Raw genomic sequence first — 16,405 nt, 5'->3', positions numbered from 1 at the left:
TTACTGTAATGAAAGAACACATACATATTTTTGATACGACGCTGAGGGACGGGGAACAATGCCCCGGAGCCGCCATGACCGTGGAACAGAAGGTGCGGATAGCCATGCAGCTTGAAGCCTTGGGCGTGGACGTCATTGAAGCCGGGTTCCCCGTCATTTCCGACGGCGACTTCCAGGCCGTCCGCACCGTGGCGGAGCGCACGGAGTCAAGCCGCGTCTGCGGTCTGGCCCGCTGCGTGGAAAAAGACATTCTGGCCGTTCATGAGGCCGTGTCTCCGGCCGGGGACCGGGGGCGCATCCACCTCGTTCTGGCGACTTCCCCCATTCACCGCCAGTACAAGATGAACAAGAGCCGCGCGGAAATCCTGGAGATGGCCGTCAAGGGCGTCTCCCTGGCCGCGGGACTGTGCCGGGAAGTGCAGTTTTCCGCGGAGGACGCCTCCCGCACGGAACCCGATTTTCTGGCGGAGGTGGTGGAAGCCGTCATTGGTGCGGGAGCCTCCATCGTCAACATCCCGGACACGGTGGGGTACACGATGCCGGATGAATTCCACCGCCTGATCTCCTACTTGAAGTCCAACGTCCCCAACGTGGAGCGCGCCGTCATTTCCGTGCACTGCCATGACGACATGGGGATGGCCGTGGCCAATTCCCTGGCGGCCATCCGGGCCGGAGCCCGGCAGGTGGAGGGGACGATCAACGGCATCGGGGAACGGGCCGGAAACACCGCTCTGGAGGAGGTCGTCATGGCGGTCCATTCCCGCCCGGACTTCTTTTCCGGCCTGGAAACAGGCATCCGGACGCGGGAGCTGGTGAAAACCAGCCGCATCGTGGCGGAGATGAGCGGCATGGCCGTTCCCCGTTCCAAGGCCGTGGTGGGGGCGAACGCTTTTTCCCACGGTTCCGGCATTCATCAGGACGGCATCCTGAAAAACCGCAGCACGTATGAAATCATGAACCCGGAGGAAATAGGCTGGGGCCCTACGGAACTGCCCCTGACCAAGCATTCCGGCAGGCATGCCGTGAAAGTGCGGCTGGACGCGCTGGGCTTTTCCATCCCAGAAGAGGACATGCCGCGTTTCTTCGAACTGTTCAAGCAGCGCGGTGACTGCTGCAAATTCGTGTATGACGACGATCTGTCAGACATGGCCAGGTCCATGCTGGCCTGAATTCACGCCGTCCGGGACCTGCCGCAAGGTTCCCGGACGGCTGTTCCGTAACCGGGAACGGTCCTGCGGCGGCGGGAGGGCAAGGTTGATGAAAAACCCCATGAATTTGCTCCGTATAGATTCCATATGTGGCTCCCCAAACTAATCCCGTCCCTGTTCCTCTGCCTGTCCGGTCTTTTCGCGCAGGCCGCGGAGAATGTCCGCGTTCACGGCATTGCCGACCTGTCCCATGAATTCTCCTTTTATGCGGACGGCAGATTCCGCAGCCAGTATCTTCCCGACCAGGTTGTCTTGAGCAACTGGGGCAACCTCTATGATCTGGATACGAAGAATATCAACCTGATCGCCCTGCTGGGCTGTGACGGCAACGTGCGCTACAATGCCCGCGACGTCGCCTTTCTGAAGAAATTCCTGCGGCAGGGCGGCTGCGTGCTGATTGCCGGGAATGCGGGAACAAAAGGCCAGAACCTGCTGCTCTCCGAATTCGGCGCCCGGTTTGAAGGGAAGGCCGTTCCTCCCTTTTCCCTGGCTTCCGCTGTGGGCGGTTCTTCCGCCGTCGCCGGAAACAACTTGAGCGTGCTGGTCCTGAAACCGGGAGGGAAGTGGGAGACCCTCGTGCAGGATTCCGCGCAGTCCCCCGTGATGGCCCGCAGGAAGGAAGGAAAGGGAACATTGATTGCCGTGGCCCGCAATTTGCTGGGCAGCAATCCTGACGGCAAGGACGCCCTGAACAGGGAATGGGTAACGCCCGTACTGAAGGAGGCCGCTTCCGGCAAAGAGGTGAGCGGGGAAAAGCCGCTGCCCGCGGTAGGTTCCACCCGGATGGGAAATTCGAAGGTGGTGGATGGCGTGACGTTCCATTATTCCGATTATCTGGCGCCCTACTTCCAGGACATGATCAGGATTGAGGCCCAATGCCGCCCCGCCATGGAAAAGCGCCTCGGCGTGCCTCTCTCCCAGGGAATGGGAAACCAGGTGGGGCTGCTGGCGACCGGAGGCGGGGGCTTTTCCGCCGGAGGCTATGTGGGCCTGGCCGTCTTCTGGGAGAATTTTCCGAAGGAAAAGAAGGGCATGATCGAATTCCTGTGCCATGAATTCACCCACTCCTGGGTGCTTCCCCATCCCGAGGTATGGAACGAACCCATCGCCACCTACGTGGGGGACGTGGTCATGGGCGACCTGGGCTATCCGGAGGAAGGCAAACGCCGCATTGAAAACACCATCCGCCGCGCCAGCACCCTGGATCCGGACATGACCGTGTACGACATCTACGGCAACACGGAACGCCCCGGAGCCGTCCGGCTGGACGGAGGCAGGAAAAACGAGATACACTGGGGCAAGTCGTTCTGGGTCTTTGAACAGCTCCGCGGCATGGACCCGGAGTTCCTCTCCAAATACTTCCGGGCCAAGCGGAAATATGTTCCCGCCAGAATGGACCACCGCTATAACATGGATGACACCGTGGCTGTCATCAGCATTGCGCTGGGGAAGGACATGTTCCCGTGGTTCAATGAACACGGCATGCCTGTGGACCGGGAAAAGACCCCGTTCAGCAAGCATATTCCTTCCGGAAAATAAATGGGGCGCACCGCCTTACCGGACCAGTTTCAGAATGATTCTGCGCAACCTGTAGGAGACTTTTTTCAGGAAGGTGTTCCGGCTGAGTTCCCGGTATGCCGCGGCGTGGTCGTTCCGGCGCATGGCGGAAAAGAAACTGTCATCAACTCCGGGATGTGCTTCCAGTGCCTGGCGCCAGATGGAACTTTCGTTCAGCTTTTGCAGGGCTTCCGGCATGCTGCGGGCCGTGAGCTGGCCTGAAACGGCCAGGGTTGCCAGAAAACTGCGGACGTTGTTCAGGAACGCCCTCAATTCACTTTTTTTCCAGTCTTCCCGGTCCGTCATGCCCATTTTGCGGGAGTGCAGGCGGATCATGTCGTCAAACAGGGACAGCGTGAGATTTCCCGTCACTCCCCCGAATTTGTACACGTACACATCCTTTGCCAGCAGGGCGATGCGTTCTGCCGCGGGGAAGACCCGGAGGTTGAACAACTGGTCTTCCGCATATCTCAGTCCGCTTGGGGCGGGACGGCTGGCAAGCAGGAATTCCCTGCCGTAAAGCTTGGTGCACATTTTCCCGTAAGTGTAGAACAGGCCATACCGGTCCATGCCGAAAAAGCCGGAATAATAGGAAGAAAGGAACTCCTGCCGCTCCACCACGCGGTTTTCCGGAATGGCCCCGTCTTTTCTGCGGAAGAGGCCGAAGCGGTCCAGATGCCTGACATAGTCCCCGATGACGATGTCGGCGTTTTCCCGCATGGCCATTCGGGTCATGGCTTCCACGCAGTCCGGAAAAACGACGTCGTCGCCATCCAGAAACATCACGTATTGCCCCGTCGCCCTGTCCATGCCGGCATACCGCGCGGCGTCCACGCCCGCGTTGTTCTGGTGGATGGCCGTCATGCAGGAATGCCGGGCCGCATACTTGTTCAGAATATCCGGCGTATGGTCCGTGGAACCGTCGTTGACCAGGATGATTTCCAGAGAAGGCCAGGTCTGGGACAGCAGGCTGTCCAGGCAGGCGGAGATGCTCGTTTCCAGATTGTAGATGGGAACAATGACGCTGACCAGGGGGAGCTCTGCGCCGTTTTGGATGGAAGTGTTCATGTTGTCGGTGACGATGGAGATGGCCGTCCTCAACTCAGGAAAAATGCCCCGAGCGGGCAGGGGGGGAACATAGCCTCTCCGGAACGCGGCAGGAAGAATAGAATAGTTGCCGGAATGAAACAATGCCGAAAAACCATTTCTGTTGTCGGATACCTCCGGATTCTTGTTTTTATTCTTTTAGTATTCAATATATAATAAACTCTAATAAAAAATGTTGCTTCTTAAAGAGACTGGGTAAACGGATTATCAGTCCGCTGTCAATCGAAGATCCTGGCAATAGGCAGATTAAGACAATTATAACCCTACTTAAGCAATAGGGATTTTTTTATTTACCTCCGCATAATATTGATTTTATTAGGTTTCCCGGAAGCTTTTTTCAAGCGGACTGATAATCCGGTAATATTTAGGCACGGGTCTCTGTTTTATGTATGTGTTTTGAATTTATTCCAGTTTCTTTGTACACATCCTTGTTTAACTGGATCATTCTTTTATTGATGGCCGTCGCTGTATATCAGGCGGGAACCGGCGTGATTTATACGGGTTCCATGGCCAAAATGAATAATTTCACAGGATTTGTCTTTGTTGTGGCGCTGATCCTGTACATGGGGGCCCGCCCGGTCAGCCCGGAATTCGGAGATACCATCAATTACGCCGCGGAATTCCAGACGCTTCAGACGGAGGAAAGCGGCAACTGGATGGCGCAGGCGACATCCCTGCGCGGGGAATGGCTGTTTGCCCTTATTCTGCATGCGTGGGTGCAGTACGGGAATGTCCACGACTATTTTCTTTCCTGTTCTGCAGTGTACGTGGGGGCTCTGGCGCTGGCCAGCTACAGGATTTTCGGCGGAAGGTGGTTCATTCCCTTTCTGACGGCTTGCGCCATGTTCACCTTCTGGGTTTACGGTGTCAACGGAATCCGCAACGGCATGGCCGCCTCCGTGATGATTCTCGGTCTGTCCTTCCGGGATAACCTCAAGTACCTGGTGCTTTTTTCCCTTCTTGCCGTCAGCCTGCACAAATCCATGGCTCTGCTCATCGGAGCCGGAGCCTGCGCCTGGTTCCTGACAGATACCCGGTATTATGTGGCGGCGTGGCTGGCCTGCATTGTGGCGGTTATTCTGGCCGGTCCGGCCATTGGGGAAATGATTGCCTCTTCCGGCCTGTTTGACGATCCGCGCCTGACCCTCTACATCAGTTCCGCGGAGGAGGTAAAGGCGGCCAGCCCCTTCTTCAGCAGCACGGGGTTTCGCTGGGATTTCCTCCTTTACAGTGCGCTTCCCATCGTGACGGGCTGTTATTTTATTTTCAGGCAGGAGTACCGGGATGCCATGTATACGTGGCTGCTCAATATTTACATCGCGGCGAATGCGTTCTGGATTCTCTGCATGTATGCGGCGTTCAGCAACAGGTTCGCCCAGCTCTCCTGGTTCCTGATGGGATTCGTATTCATTTATCCCTTCTTCAAGTACAGGTTCTGGGCGGATCAGGAAAAGAAGCTGGCCGGCTTTTTCCCGCTGATTTATGCGTTTACCTTCTACATGAATATTTACAACGCATGAGAAAAAAACTCATCAGGATTGCGGCGGCTCCCATGTCTCTGGACCTGCTGCTCAGGGGGCAGTTGAATTACCTGAACGGGTATTTTGACGTTCTGGCCGTAGCTTCCCCCGGTGTGGAGCATGCGCGCATCCGCCGGCGTGAAGGCGTGGAGACCGTGGAGCTTGAAATAGAGCGGACGATTTCCCTGTGGAAGGATTTGAAGAGTTTGTGGCGTTTGTTTGCCCTGTTCCGCCGGGAACGCCCCTGGGGCGTGCACTCCCTGACTCCTAAAGCCGGTCTTTTAAGCATGGCCGCCGCCGCCCTGGCCCGTGTTCCTGTGCGGGTGCATACGTTCACCGGGCTGATTTTCCCCTACCGGAAAGGCGCGTTTAAATTCCTGCTCAGGCAGATGGACCGCCTTACATGCCTGTTCGCCACCCATGTCATCCCGGAGGGTGAAGGTGTCAGAAAGCTTCTGATTGCGGAAAAAGTGACGGGAAAATCTCTGGAAGTCCTGGCCCACGGTAATGTCAACGGCGTTGATTTGGAGCATTTCCGGCAATCCGGCCGCCGGGAGGAGGAAAGGCGGCGTCTTGGTCTTCCCGCAGGGGCCGTTTTGTTTGTCTTTGTCGGCAGAATCACGGAAGACAAGGGCATCCGGGAATTGCTTGCCGCGTTTTCCGCATTGCGCGGAGATGAGGAGCAGGGGGGAATTCCTGTTTTTCTAGCGCTGGTGGGTGGTCTGGAAGGTTATGCTGCAGCTGATTTGGAGATGCCCGGAGTGTTCGTGCCCGGCTTTCAGGAGGACATCCGGCCCTGGCTGGAAGCCGCGGACGTTTTTGTTCTGCCCAGCTACAGAGAGGGATTTCCAAACTCCCTTCTTCAGGCGGGAGCGATGGGACTGCCTTCCATCGCCGCGGATGTGTGCGGATGCAATGAAATTATAGAAGACGGCGTGAACGGCCTGCTGGTGGCCGTCCGGGATGAAGAGGCGTTGCGCAGCGCCATGGCCTCCTTCCGGGATGATCCGGAACGGCGGCTGCAAATGGGCGCGAGAGCCGCGGAAAATGTAAGGAGGAAATATTCCTGCCGGATGGTATGGGATGCCCTGCTCAATTTTTACGGGAGAATATCATGATATACGGGAATGGCATCAAGCGTCTTATGGATTTTTCTCTCGCACTGGCGGCCCTGGCTCTGCTGTCCGTGCCGTTCCTGCTGCTGGCGCTGCTGCTGGCCCTTGCCAACCGGGGAACGCCGTTTTTCCGCCAGACGCGCCCGGGGCGCGGCGGCAGGCTGTTCCGCATTGTCAAATTCAAGACCATGACGGATGCCCGTGATTCCCGCGGAGAACTGCTTTCGGACGAACAGCGCCTGACGCGCGCGGGGGCCCTGGTGCGTTCCCTGTCTCTGGATGAATTGCCCCAGTTGTTCAACGTTCTGGCCGGGCAAATGAGCTTCATTGGTCCCCGGCCGCTGCTGCCGGAATACCTTCCCTTGTATACGGCGGAGCAGGCGCGCCGCCACGACGTGCGGCCCGGCATCACGGGATGGGCCCAGGTGAACGGGCGAAATGCCATCAGCTGGGAACGCAAGTTTGAGCTGGATGTCTGGTATGTGGACCATCTGAACTTCCTGCTGGATATGCGCATTATTTTTTTAACGCTGGCCAAAGTGGTCCGGCGGCAGGGCATCAGCGCGGAAGGGTGCGCCACCATGCAAAAATTCACGGGTTCAGGAAAATGAAAAAGAACATAGCTATTGTAGGCGCCGGAGGATTCGGCAGGGAGACGGCTTGCTGTCTCCGGGCGATCAATGAAACGTCGTCCGCATGGAATTTGATAGGCTTCTTTGACGACAAGGTGCCGGCGGCCACGAAAAACGAATACGGCCAGGTGCTGGGCACCGTTGAAGACTTGAACGCATGGAGAGAGCCTTTGTCCATCGTGCTTGCGATAGCCTCCCCGGATGCGCTCAAGCGCATTTCCGGACGGCTGGACAACGCCCTGCTGGATTTTCCGAATATCATCGCGCCGGACGTGAAGTTTTATGACTGCGGCAGTGTCTCCATGGGGAAAGGCAATGTCATCAGCTTCGGCCATGTCTTCAGCTGCCATGTGAACATGGGTGATTTCAACCTGTTCACCTGCGGTTCCCTGATCGGGCATGACGTCGCCCTGGGGCATTGGAACGTAGTGGCCAACGGCTGCAAGGTTTCCGGCGGCGTCACGCTGGGGAATTCCAATTTCCTGGGGGCCGCTTCCGTGGTGCTTCCCTGCCGGAAGGTTGGGGAGCGTGTGGTGCTGGGAGCCAACTCCACGCTCGTCAGGGATGCGCTGGAAGAGGGAACCTATGTGGGGTGCCCTGCCGTGCTTAAAAAGTCCGCGCCTCCCTCGCCCGAGAAGAAATCCATGATCTGGCTGTCCCTGGCGCAGACGGGAGAGGCGGAAGAGCGGTTTGTACGGGAGGCTTTTGATTCCAAATGGGTGACGACGGTAGGGCCGAATGTGGACGCCTTTGAACGGGATCTTGAAGAGTACCTGGGCGAGCGGCATGTCGTGGCTCTGGCGTCCGGAACGTCCGCCCTGCATCTGGGGCTGGTGATGCTGGGCGTAGGGCCTGGGGACGAAGTCCTCTGCCAGTCCATGACGTTTGCGGCGTCCGCCAATCCCATTGTTTACCAGGGAGCTTCCCCCGTGTTTGTGGACAGTGAGGAAAAAACATGGAACATGTCTCCCGAATTTCTGGAGGAAGCCATCAGGGACCGCATCAGGCAGACGGGCCGCGCTCCCAAAGCCATTATTCCGGTGGACCTTTACGGCATGCCCGCCAGCATGACGGAGATTATGGAAATTGCCGGGAAATACGGCATTCCCGTGCTGGAGGACGCCGCAGAAGCGCTGGGTTCCGAGTACCGGGGGAGAAAATGCGGCATATTTGGCACTTATGGCGTTTTTTCTTTCAACGGGAACAAGATCATCACCACCTCCGGCGGGGGCGCCCTGTGCTGCCCGGATGAGGAATCCCGGAACAGAGTCAAATTTTACGCCACCCAGGCACGGGACCAAGCGCCGCATTATGAACATTCCCACATCGGCTATAACTACCGTCTCAGCAACGTGTGCGCGGGCATAGGCCGCGGCCAGATGCTTTCCCTCCCCTCATTCCTGGAGAAGAGGCGCAACATTCATGAGCAGTACAGAAACCGGCTTTCCGGCGTTCCGGGGCTGTCCCTGCTGGAAAACCCGTCCTCCCATTACCGTTCCAACCACTGGCTGACCTGCGTGCTGGTCAATCCGGAAGAAGCACGTTTTGACCGGGAAACGTTGCGGCTGGCCTTGCAGAAAGCGGGCGTGGAAAGCCGCCCCCTCTGGAAGCCCATGCATTTACAGCCCGTGTTCCGTTCCTGTCCTTTTTATGGCGCCGGCGTGTCGGACCGCCTGTTTGAGCGGGGGCTCTGCCTGCCGTCGGGGAGCGCCCTGGGCCAGGAAGAACTGGACCTCATCATTGATGTGATTTCCAACCTTTAACACGTATGCCCATAACTCACAGCCCCATAGCGCGATCTCTCTATTACACCAGGCATTATTTACTGAATGTCAACGGGAAGTTTATCTTCTTCCTGGATATTGCGGTGGCGTCTTTCATGACGGTGCTGGCGTGCTATTATTACCGGTTCCTCTACCGGGGGGACTGGGTGGACAACAATCTGCTGTACGCCCTTCTTGTCGATTTTGCGGTTACGGCCTTCTTCCTCTGGAATTCGGGAGTTTACAAAACGCTTGTCCGTTATACGACCATGAAGGACCTGCTGAGGATCATGGTGGCCGTTCTTTTGTCCAACGTGGTTTTGTACGTGTTCAGTATCATTGTATGGCCGGCGTATTTCCGGATATTCATTGCCTGCGGCATTTTCAATTTCATTCTGACTTCTCTGGCGCTGATCGGATGCCGCATGGCGTGCATCGGCGGAAGAAGATGGCTGGAGAATTTCAATTCCAATAAAACGGTTGCTTCCATTACCACAACCGGACGCAAGAGGGCGGCATTGGTCGGAAAACTGGATGCCTGCCTGTTGAAGGCTTCCCTAATCAAAAGCCTGAAGAGTGATGAGTATGAGATTGTGGGCATCCTGACGTCGGAACCGCATGCGGACGGGAAGAAAATCAAGGGCATTCCGGTGCGTTTCGTCAAGGAAGTTTCCGATGTGGAGGAGGTGCTGGATGTTTTCCAGGCCTCGGCCATCATTTTCGTGGGAAAAGGATATCTTCTGGAGGAAAAAAAGCTGGCCGACATCTGCCTGGAGAGGGGCATCAACCTGCTCGTTTCCCATGATCTTTTCCAGTCGTTTGACGACTATTCCGGATTTGCAGTGGACGGGGTGCAGATTGAAGACCTGATGGAGCGCGAGGAAATCAAGATCGACGAAGAAGTCATTTCCGAAGGAATCAGCGACAGCGTGGTGATGGTGACAGGAGCCGCCGGCTCCATAGGCAGCGAGCTCGTCAGGCAGTTGTGCCGGTTTTCCCCCCGGAAGATCGTGCTGCTTGACCATGCCGAGACGCCGCTGTGGATGATCCGCAAGGAAATAGAAAAGGATTATCCGCATATTCCCATCGCAGGCGCCGTGACCAGCATCTGCCACCACCGCCAGATGGAGCGGCGCATGCGGGAGTACAGGCCGGATTTGATTTTCCACGCCGCCGCGTACAAGCACGTTCCCATCATGGAGGAAGATCCCTGCACGGCCGTGGTCAATAATGTGAAAGGAACCATGCACGTGGCCTCTCTGGCCGTCAAGTACGGCGTCAAGCGGTTTATCATGGTTTCCACGGACAAGGCGGTGAATCCTACCAGCGTCATGGGAGCCACCAAGCGCCTGGCGGAAATGTACGTCCAGAGTCTGGGAGAAGCATTGAAACAGAATCCGGAAAAAGGTTCCACCATCTTCATCACCACCCGTTTCGGCAATGTGCTGGGAAGCGCCGGTTCCGTGATTCCCTTCTTCAAGGAACAAATCAAGAGAGGGGGGCCCGTGACGGTGACCCACCCTGAAATTGTCCGTTATTTCATGACTATTCCGGAGGCTTGCCGGCTGATTCTACAGGCGAATGCCATGGGGAAGGGCGGCGAGATTTTCGTGTTCGACATGGGCGAACAGGTCAAGATCGTGGATCTGGCTGAAAAAATGATACGCCTGGCGGGGCTTTCCCCCTTGAAGGATATCCGCATCGTCTTTACCGGATTGCGCCCCGGAGAAAAGCTGTATGAAGAGCTTCTGACGGATGATGAGCAAACCCTGGAAACTGCCCACAAGCGCATCCGAATTTTCCAGACCAGAAAATATGAAATTTCCTCCCTGAAGAATTCCCTGGAAACCCTGGTCTCGCATGCTGAATCCCTCCGGATGGAGGATACCATCCGTTCCATGAAGCAGTTGATTCCCGAATATAAAAGCAATAATTCCCCTTATCAGAAATATGACTACCTGCACTCAAAAAAACTCCTCACCATCTAACCCTTGCCTAATCCATCCAATGAAATACCTACATCCATTCCTCCGTTCCACCGTGTGGAGCCGCCTTCTGGTGGGCGCCGTCCTGGTATGCGTTCTCTCCGCCTGTGTCAAGCCTGAAGAAGTCAATTATGTCCAGAACCTGGTGCTGGACCAGAAATCTTCCATCGGGAAGGAGTATAAAATAGTCATCAAGAAGGATGACCGCCTCTTCATTTCCGTCAGCAGCAAGAATCCCACCCTCGCCCAGATGTTCAACAAGGACAGCGGCAGCGTTTCCAGCCCCAGGGACGACGAGCGCGGATACTTCGTGAATACGGACGGCGATATCGTGTTCCCCGTTCTGGGCAGAATCAAGGCTGTGGGCAAGACCTGCACCCAGCTGGCGAACGATATTGAAAACGAGATTATCAGGGAAGGGTACATCAAGGACCCTGCCGTCAGCGTGCGCCTGATGAACTTCAAATTCTCCGTTCTCGGGGAAGTGTCCAAGCCGGGCAATTATGAAATCAAGGGGGAACGCCTGACGCTGCTGGAAGCGCTGAGCAAGGCTGGAGACCTGAACATGGATGGCAACCGTGACATTTATATCATCCGGGAGGCTGGGGGAGAGCGCATCGCGTCCAAGGTGGACCTGCGCAACAGCGACCTGTTTCATTCCCCCTATTACTATATCCAGCAGAATGATGTTATTTACGTCACTCCATCCGACAGAAAAGTGAATACCCGGAGCGAGCAGCTCCAGATTTATCCCTACCTCATTTCCGGCACCTCTATTGCCATGGTCATCCTGGCCTTCTGCATTTAATCCCATGAACGATCTTTCTCCCAAGAAGGAATCCCTGGATGCCGTGGGCGCTGCCTCGGTATCCCTGTTTCCCAGCCCCAAGGCCATTCTGGGCCGGATTGTCCGGAAGTGGTATTGGTGTGTGCTTTCCCTGTGCATCTGCCTTCCCCTGGCCTATTTGTATGCAGCGCGGCAGCCCCAGGTTTACGGAAAGGCCACCACCATCCTCATCAAGGACGATTACCCCAAGGAATCCGTGGCCGCCACGGTGCTGGCCACCTCCAATGGCATCGTCAATACGGTCGCCACTAACCTGGATAACGAGATGTTCCTGCTTTCTTCCCATTCCTTGCTGGAAACGGTAGTCCGGAAGCTGAAGCTGGACGTCACCTACTGGAAGAAGGACAAGTTCCGCAAAGTGGAAGTTTATGAGGATTCCCCCATTGCGGTGCAGTTCACGCCGGAGGGGGGAGCGGCTGACGCCAGGTTCTGCGTGGTTCCTCTTTCCGGGAAGGAATTCCGGCTGGAGAAGGATGAAAAGGACCGCGGGGGTCAGGAAACGGGAACTTTCGGCAAGGAGGTCCGCTTCAACTCCCTGACGTTCATCGTGGAGAAAACTCCCCGGTTCAGTGAAGCCGCGCTGAACGTGCCCGTGATTGTCAGGAAAACCTCCGTCAGGAATGCGGCGGTGGGGTTGAGAAGCGGATTGACCGTCAAAAAGGCAAATGGAAAGAATAACCTGGTCAATGTTTCCATCCGCTGCAACAACCCGGTGAAGGCGGAGGTCATCCTCCACAGCATCGTCCATTTTTACAATGAGGCGTCCCTGAAAGAAAAAAACACGCGCGGCACAAAGACGAACAAATTCATCGGGGAGCGCCTGGCTGTCATCAGCGAGGAAATGAGAAAGAATGATCTGGCCGTTGAAAAGCTGAAAAAGGAGACAAATATCCTGACAGACCTGTCCACCGCGCTCACGGAAGAATATGAGAACAGCATCAATGACAAGAAGGATTTGAGGGAGCTGGCGCTGGAGATCAAGTCCATCGAATATCTGAAGCAGTATCTGGAAGAGGAGGCGGAACATGACGCGAAGCTGGTGCCCATCAATTCGAAAATAGCGGACATGGGCATCCGGGACCAGATCGGCGTGTTCAATGACACCCTGCTGAAGAAGACCAGCCTGAAGGTGAATGCAGGGGACAACAATCCCATTGTCCGTGAGCTGGAAGCCAATTTGTCCTCCCTGAAGGATGCGTTGAAACGTTCCGTGAACAATTACTATACTTCCCTGTTGGTCAAGAAGAAGAACATTCAGGACCAGCATGAGAAGACGCGGGAGCACATCAGGAACGTCTCCAGCAGGGAACGGGACGTTAACTACATTGACCGGGAGCAGCGCGTCCGGGAATCCCTGTATGTTTTCCTGTTGAACAAAAGGGAGGAAAATTCCCTGGCCCTGGCCGCCACGGAAGACAATGCGCGGATGGTGGACGGCGTGCGCGGAGGGGCCGGTCCGCTGGCTCCCAACGTACCCAAGATTCTGCTGGTGGGCTTCCTCGTCGGGCTGGCCGTTCCCGTCCTGGGATGCGTGATTGCCGCGATGATGGATTCACGGGTGAAGCGCAGGGAGGAAATAGAATCCCTGACGGACATTCCCGTTTACGGGGTGCTTCCCCGCAAGCCCAGGAAGTTGAAAAACCAGGAAATCGTGGTGAATCTGGAAGAGCCTTCCGAATTGTCGGAAAGCTTTCCTCTTCTCGCCGAACGCCTGGTCTCTCTGGCGGAAGAAAACGGTCCCGGCGGTTTCAGCATTCTGCTGACATCTTCATGCCCCGGAGAAGGAAAGACCTATCTGGCCGTGAATTTGGCCCTGTCCCTTGCCGTGGCCGGAAAGAAGGTTCTCCTGATGGACATGGACTTGAGGAAGGGAACGCTCAGTTCCCTGCTGGGAGGGCAAGGGAAGCCCGGAATAGGGAATCTGGACCGCTCCGGGGAAGGCGGATGGCGCTCCCTGGTGGAGAAATCCTCCGTTTCCGATCATTTGGATTATCTTTTTGCCGGAACTCTGCCGGACCATCCGTCCCGGCTTTTGCTGCATGACCGCGTCCGGGTGCTAATGGAGGAATTGAAGGAGCATTACGACTTCATCTTCATGGACTGCGTTCCCTACGCTTCCCTGGCGGATGCGCGCATCGTCGCCAGGCTGGCGGACGCCACGCTGTACGTCATGCGGGCCGGGTGCGTGAGGAAACGCGACCTGCCCTGTCTGCAGAAAACGTGGAAGAATGGGAAATTGAAGCGCATGGGCATTGTCCTGTGCGATGTGGAGAACCATTCCCGTTCCTCCCGGAAATATGCCATGTACAGGAGTTTTGACACTTCTTCCCCGTGTCTGGGAAAATGACCCTGCCTGAAAACAATGATCATGTCCGGTTCGCGTCTCAACGTTTTGTTTCTGGTGGAATCCCTCGCCGGGGGAGGAGCTGAAAAAATCCTTTCCGGCCTGGTGCGCGGATTGGACCGGGACAAATTCAACGTGACGGTATGCGCTGTCGTGGATTGCGGGCAGTACCGGGATGAAGTCCGGAAGCACGCCCGCTACCGCTTCATCGTGGGCGGACGGGGCTGCCTTTACCGGTTGAAGTACGCGCTGGTGTACCGTTTTTTGCCCGCCGGGTGGATTTACAAATGGTTCATTGCCGGGGATTACGATGTGGAGGCGGCCTTTACGGAAGGCCTGCCTACCCGCCTGCTGGCGGCCGCGCCTGCGGGAAAGCGCGGAAAGGCCGGGAAGACCAGGAAAATAGCCTGGGTGCATGTGGATCTGGAAGCCAGGCCCTGGACACAAGGAGTGGTATTCCGGTCGCTGGACGAGGAAAAAAGGGCTTATGGCCGTTTCCACGTGGTGGCCCATGTGTCGCGGATGGTGAAAGAGGCTTTTGAAAGGCGTTTTGGAACGCATCCCGGTTCCGTCGTCGTGCATAATCCGGTGGACCGGGACGAGGTGCTGGCCAAATCCGCCGCTGTGGAGGAAGTTCCTGAAAAAAAGTGCTTCAGGATAGTTTCCGTCGGGCGTCTGGAAGAACAGAAGGGGTTTGACAGGCTTATCCGCGCCCTCGCCCGGCTGAAAGAGCGGGGCCAGGCAGCGGAATTGGTTCTCCTTGGGGAAGGAAGCCTCAGAAGCGATCTGGAACGGCTGGCTGCCGGGCTGGGAGTTTCGGAATCCCTGCTGATGCCCGGTTTTATGGAAAATCCCTACCCGTGGATGGCGGGGGCGGACTTGTTCGTGTGCAGTTCCCGCAGCGAGGGAATGAGCACCGTCGTGACGGAAGCCCTCATTTTGGGCGTGCCCGTTCTGGCGGTGGAATGCTCCGGAATCGGGGAACAACTGGGAATGGGCAGGTTTGGCCGCATGGTGGATAATGACGACGAGGCGCTGGCCCGTGCGCTGGAAGACTTCGTGTCCGGCAGGGAATCGTATGCGGAATGGCGGGAAAAGGCGGCTTTGGGAGGCCGGCAGGTGGCCTACGCGGGTGCCGTCCGGGAGGTGGAACGTCTGCTGGAGGGAGCGGAAAGATGAAAAAAAGAATCGTGTTTTTCGTCAACAGCCTGACGGGCGGCGGCGCGGAAAAAGTCCTGCAAACCCTGCTGAACGGCTGGGAAGGGCGCGGCTGGGATATTTCCGTCTATTGCCTGAAAAAGGAGGACGTGCCGCCCGGTTATCCCCGGAGCATTGCCTTCCATTTTCTGCTTGATTCCCTGAGGAAAGGGGACGGGTTTTGGACGCGCCTGAAAGTCAAGGCGGGGAACAAGCTGAAGCTGCTGGTATACAGGCATTGCCCTCCGCCGGTCTTTTACCGCATGTTTGTCCGCGGAACCTATGATGTGGAGGCGGCCTTCATTGAAGGTTACGCCACCAGAATTGCCAGCGGCTCTCCCAATCCGGACAGCCGTAAGCTGGCATGGGTGCATATTGACCTTGCCGCCAATCACTGGACGCTGCCGGCCTACAGGAATGCGGAAGAGGAAAAACGGGCCTACCGGCAGTTTGATACGGTGGTTTCCGTTTCCCGGGACGTTCGGGAATCCGTAGTGGCCCTGGCCGGTCCCCTGCGCGATGCCAGGGTTCTTTACAATCCGATCGATGCGCAGGCCATCAGGGAAAAATCCGCGGAATTCGTGCCGCAGCGTCCGGAGGGAAAGATGCTTTTCTGCGCCTCCGGCCGTCTTGTCCGCCAGAAGGGATTCGACCGCCTGGCGGAAGCGTGCCGTCATCTGGTGCAGGCGGGATTCTCCTTCCATCTCTGGATTCTGGGAGAAGGACCGGAGGGCCGGAAGCTGAAGGCCCTGACCGGGGAGTGGGGCTTGCAGGACAGGATCACATTCCTGGGCCATCGGGAAAATCCGTATCCCTATATGCGGGCGGCGGACTGGATGGTGTGTTCTTCCCGCAGCGAGGGGCATTCCACCGTCATTTCGGAAAGCCTGGTTCTCGGTATTCCCGTGGTTTCCACCCTGTGTTCCGGCGTCCGGGAGCAATTGGGGGACGGGGAATTCGGGCTGGTTGCCGGCAATAATACGCAGGACCTGCTCCGCGCTCTGGAAGATATCCTGACGGGAAGGGCCGACCGCCGGGATTACGGCGAACGGGCTCTCCGCGGAGGCAGCCGTTTTGATCTGGACGGACGGATGAGTGCCCTGGAAGGGCTTTTTGAAACAACCCATTGA

12 protein-coding genes and 1 pseudogene are annotated in these 16,405 nt (G+C 56.8%); 12 read left to right on the top strand and 1 reads right to left on the bottom strand.

What is annotated here, in order from left to right; translation table 11 throughout:
• Positions 1-8 precede the first annotated feature (8 nt).
• Entirely contained in the window at positions 9-1,169 is a 1,161-nt protein-coding gene (locus V3C19_RS08125) for a 2-isopropylmalate synthase (protein ID WP_295934001.1), read from the top strand.
• Positions 1,170-1,295: 126 nt separating this feature from the next.
• The gene (locus V3C19_RS08120) at positions 1,296-2,747 is read left to right on the top strand and encodes a hypothetical protein (protein ID WP_295934004.1); all 1,452 of its coding nucleotides are present in this window, start codon (positions 1,296-1,298) and stop codon (positions 2,745-2,747) included.
• 15 nt (positions 2,748-2,762) lie between these two features.
• On the opposite strand, the gene V3C19_RS08115 is transcribed toward V3C19_RS08120, so the two are convergent.
• Positions 2,763-3,833 carry a glycosyltransferase gene (locus tag V3C19_RS08115; RefSeq protein WP_130083797.1) on the bottom strand — a complete coding sequence of 357 codons (1,071 nt, stop codon included), beginning with the start codon at positions 3,831-3,833 and terminating at the stop codon, positions 2,763-2,765.
• A 494-nt stretch (positions 3,834-4,327) separates the two neighbouring features.
• Between V3C19_RS08115 and V3C19_RS08110 the strand changes: the two genes are divergently transcribed.
• From V3C19_RS08110 to V3C19_RS08070, 10 genes and pseudogenes are all read left to right on the top strand, one after another.
• Positions 4,328-5,392 carry an EpsG family protein gene (locus tag V3C19_RS08110; RefSeq protein ID WP_161981665.1) on the top strand — a complete coding sequence of 355 codons (1,065 nt, stop codon included), beginning with the start codon at positions 4,328-4,330 and terminating at the stop codon, positions 5,390-5,392.
• Entirely contained in the window at positions 5,389-6,510 is a 1,122-nt protein-coding gene (locus tag V3C19_RS08105; protein WP_295934009.1) for a glycosyltransferase family 4 protein, read from the top strand. The genes V3C19_RS08110 and V3C19_RS08105 overlap by 4 nt, the downstream gene beginning before the upstream one ends.
• Entirely contained in the window at positions 6,510-7,118 is a 609-nt protein-coding gene (locus tag V3C19_RS08100) for a sugar transferase (protein WP_343203845.1), read from the top strand. Before V3C19_RS08105 ends, V3C19_RS08100 begins: the two co-directional genes overlap by 1 nt.
• Positions 7,115-7,300: pseudogene (locus V3C19_RS12850) on the top strand (serine acetyltransferase); the annotation flags it as partial. The gene V3C19_RS08100 and the pseudogene V3C19_RS12850, both read left to right, overlap by 4 nt.
• A 483-nt stretch (positions 7,301-7,783) precedes the next feature.
• Entirely contained in the window at positions 7,784-8,902 is a 1,119-nt protein-coding gene (locus V3C19_RS12845; RefSeq protein ID WP_342778990.1) for an aminotransferase class I/II-fold pyridoxal phosphate-dependent enzyme, read from the top strand.
• Between the two features lie 5 nt (positions 8,903-8,907).
• On the top strand, positions 8,908-10,890 hold the full coding sequence (locus V3C19_RS08090) for a nucleoside-diphosphate sugar epimerase/dehydratase (RefSeq protein ID WP_295934020.1): 1,983 nt from the start codon (positions 8,908-8,910) through the stop codon (positions 10,888-10,890).
• A 19-nt stretch (positions 10,891-10,909) separates the two neighbouring features.
• On the top strand, positions 10,910-11,695 hold the full coding sequence (locus V3C19_RS08085; protein WP_161981285.1) for a polysaccharide biosynthesis/export family protein: 786 nt from the start codon (positions 10,910-10,912) through the stop codon (positions 11,693-11,695).
• Between the two features lie 4 nt (positions 11,696-11,699).
• The gene (locus tag V3C19_RS08080; RefSeq protein WP_295934024.1) at positions 11,700-14,081 is read left to right on the top strand and encodes a polysaccharide biosynthesis tyrosine autokinase; all 2,382 of its coding nucleotides are present in this window, start codon (positions 11,700-11,702) and stop codon (positions 14,079-14,081) included.
• Between the two features lie 21 nt (positions 14,082-14,102).
• Positions 14,103-15,257: a glycosyltransferase gene (locus tag V3C19_RS08075; RefSeq protein ID WP_295934026.1), complete on the top strand. Its 1,155-nt coding sequence runs from the start codon at positions 14,103-14,105 to the stop codon at positions 15,255-15,257.
• Entirely contained in the window at positions 15,254-16,405 is a 1,152-nt protein-coding gene (locus V3C19_RS08070) for a glycosyltransferase (protein WP_295934029.1), read from the top strand. Before V3C19_RS08075 ends, V3C19_RS08070 begins: the two co-directional genes overlap by 4 nt.

Origin of the sequence: Akkermansia sp. AE01SA01 (genome assembly GCF_036417395.1) — a bacterium.
Lineage (GTDB): Bacteria > Verrucomicrobiota > Verrucomicrobiia > Verrucomicrobiales > Akkermansiaceae > Akkermansia.
This window is presented reverse-complemented; position numbering and strand designations above follow the sequence as displayed.

Excerpts from the sequence above, each read along its gene's own strand:
- V3C19_RS08125 (WP_295934001.1), top strand. The coding sequence starts at position 9 with ATGAAAGAACACATACATATTTTTGATACGACGCTGAGGGACGGGGAA.
- V3C19_RS08120 (WP_295934004.1), top strand. The coding sequence starts at position 1,296 with ATGTGGCTCCCCAAACTAATCCCGTCCCTGTTCCTCTGCCTGTCCGGT.
- V3C19_RS08115 (WP_130083797.1), bottom strand. The coding sequence starts at position 3,833 with ATGAACACTTCCATCCAAAACGGCGCAGAGCTCCCCCTGGTCAGCGTC.
- V3C19_RS08110 (WP_161981665.1), top strand. The coding sequence starts at position 4,328 with ATGGCCGTCGCTGTATATCAGGCGGGAACCGGCGTGATTTATACGGGT.
- V3C19_RS08105 (WP_295934009.1), top strand. The coding sequence starts at position 5,389 with ATGAGAAAAAAACTCATCAGGATTGCGGCGGCTCCCATGTCTCTGGAC.
- V3C19_RS12845 (WP_342778990.1), top strand. The coding sequence starts at position 7,784 with ATGATCTGGCTGTCCCTGGCGCAGACGGGAGAGGCGGAAGAGCGGTTT.
- V3C19_RS08090 (WP_295934020.1), top strand. The coding sequence starts at position 8,908 with ATGCCCATAACTCACAGCCCCATAGCGCGATCTCTCTATTACACCAGG.
- V3C19_RS08085 (WP_161981285.1), top strand. The coding sequence starts at position 10,910 with ATGAAATACCTACATCCATTCCTCCGTTCCACCGTGTGGAGCCGCCTT.
- V3C19_RS08080 (WP_295934024.1), top strand. The coding sequence starts at position 11,700 with ATGAACGATCTTTCTCCCAAGAAGGAATCCCTGGATGCCGTGGGCGCT.
- V3C19_RS08075 (WP_295934026.1), top strand. The coding sequence starts at position 14,103 with ATGTCCGGTTCGCGTCTCAACGTTTTGTTTCTGGTGGAATCCCTCGCC.
- V3C19_RS08070 (WP_295934029.1), top strand. The coding sequence starts at position 15,254 with ATGAAAAAAAGAATCGTGTTTTTCGTCAACAGCCTGACGGGCGGCGGC.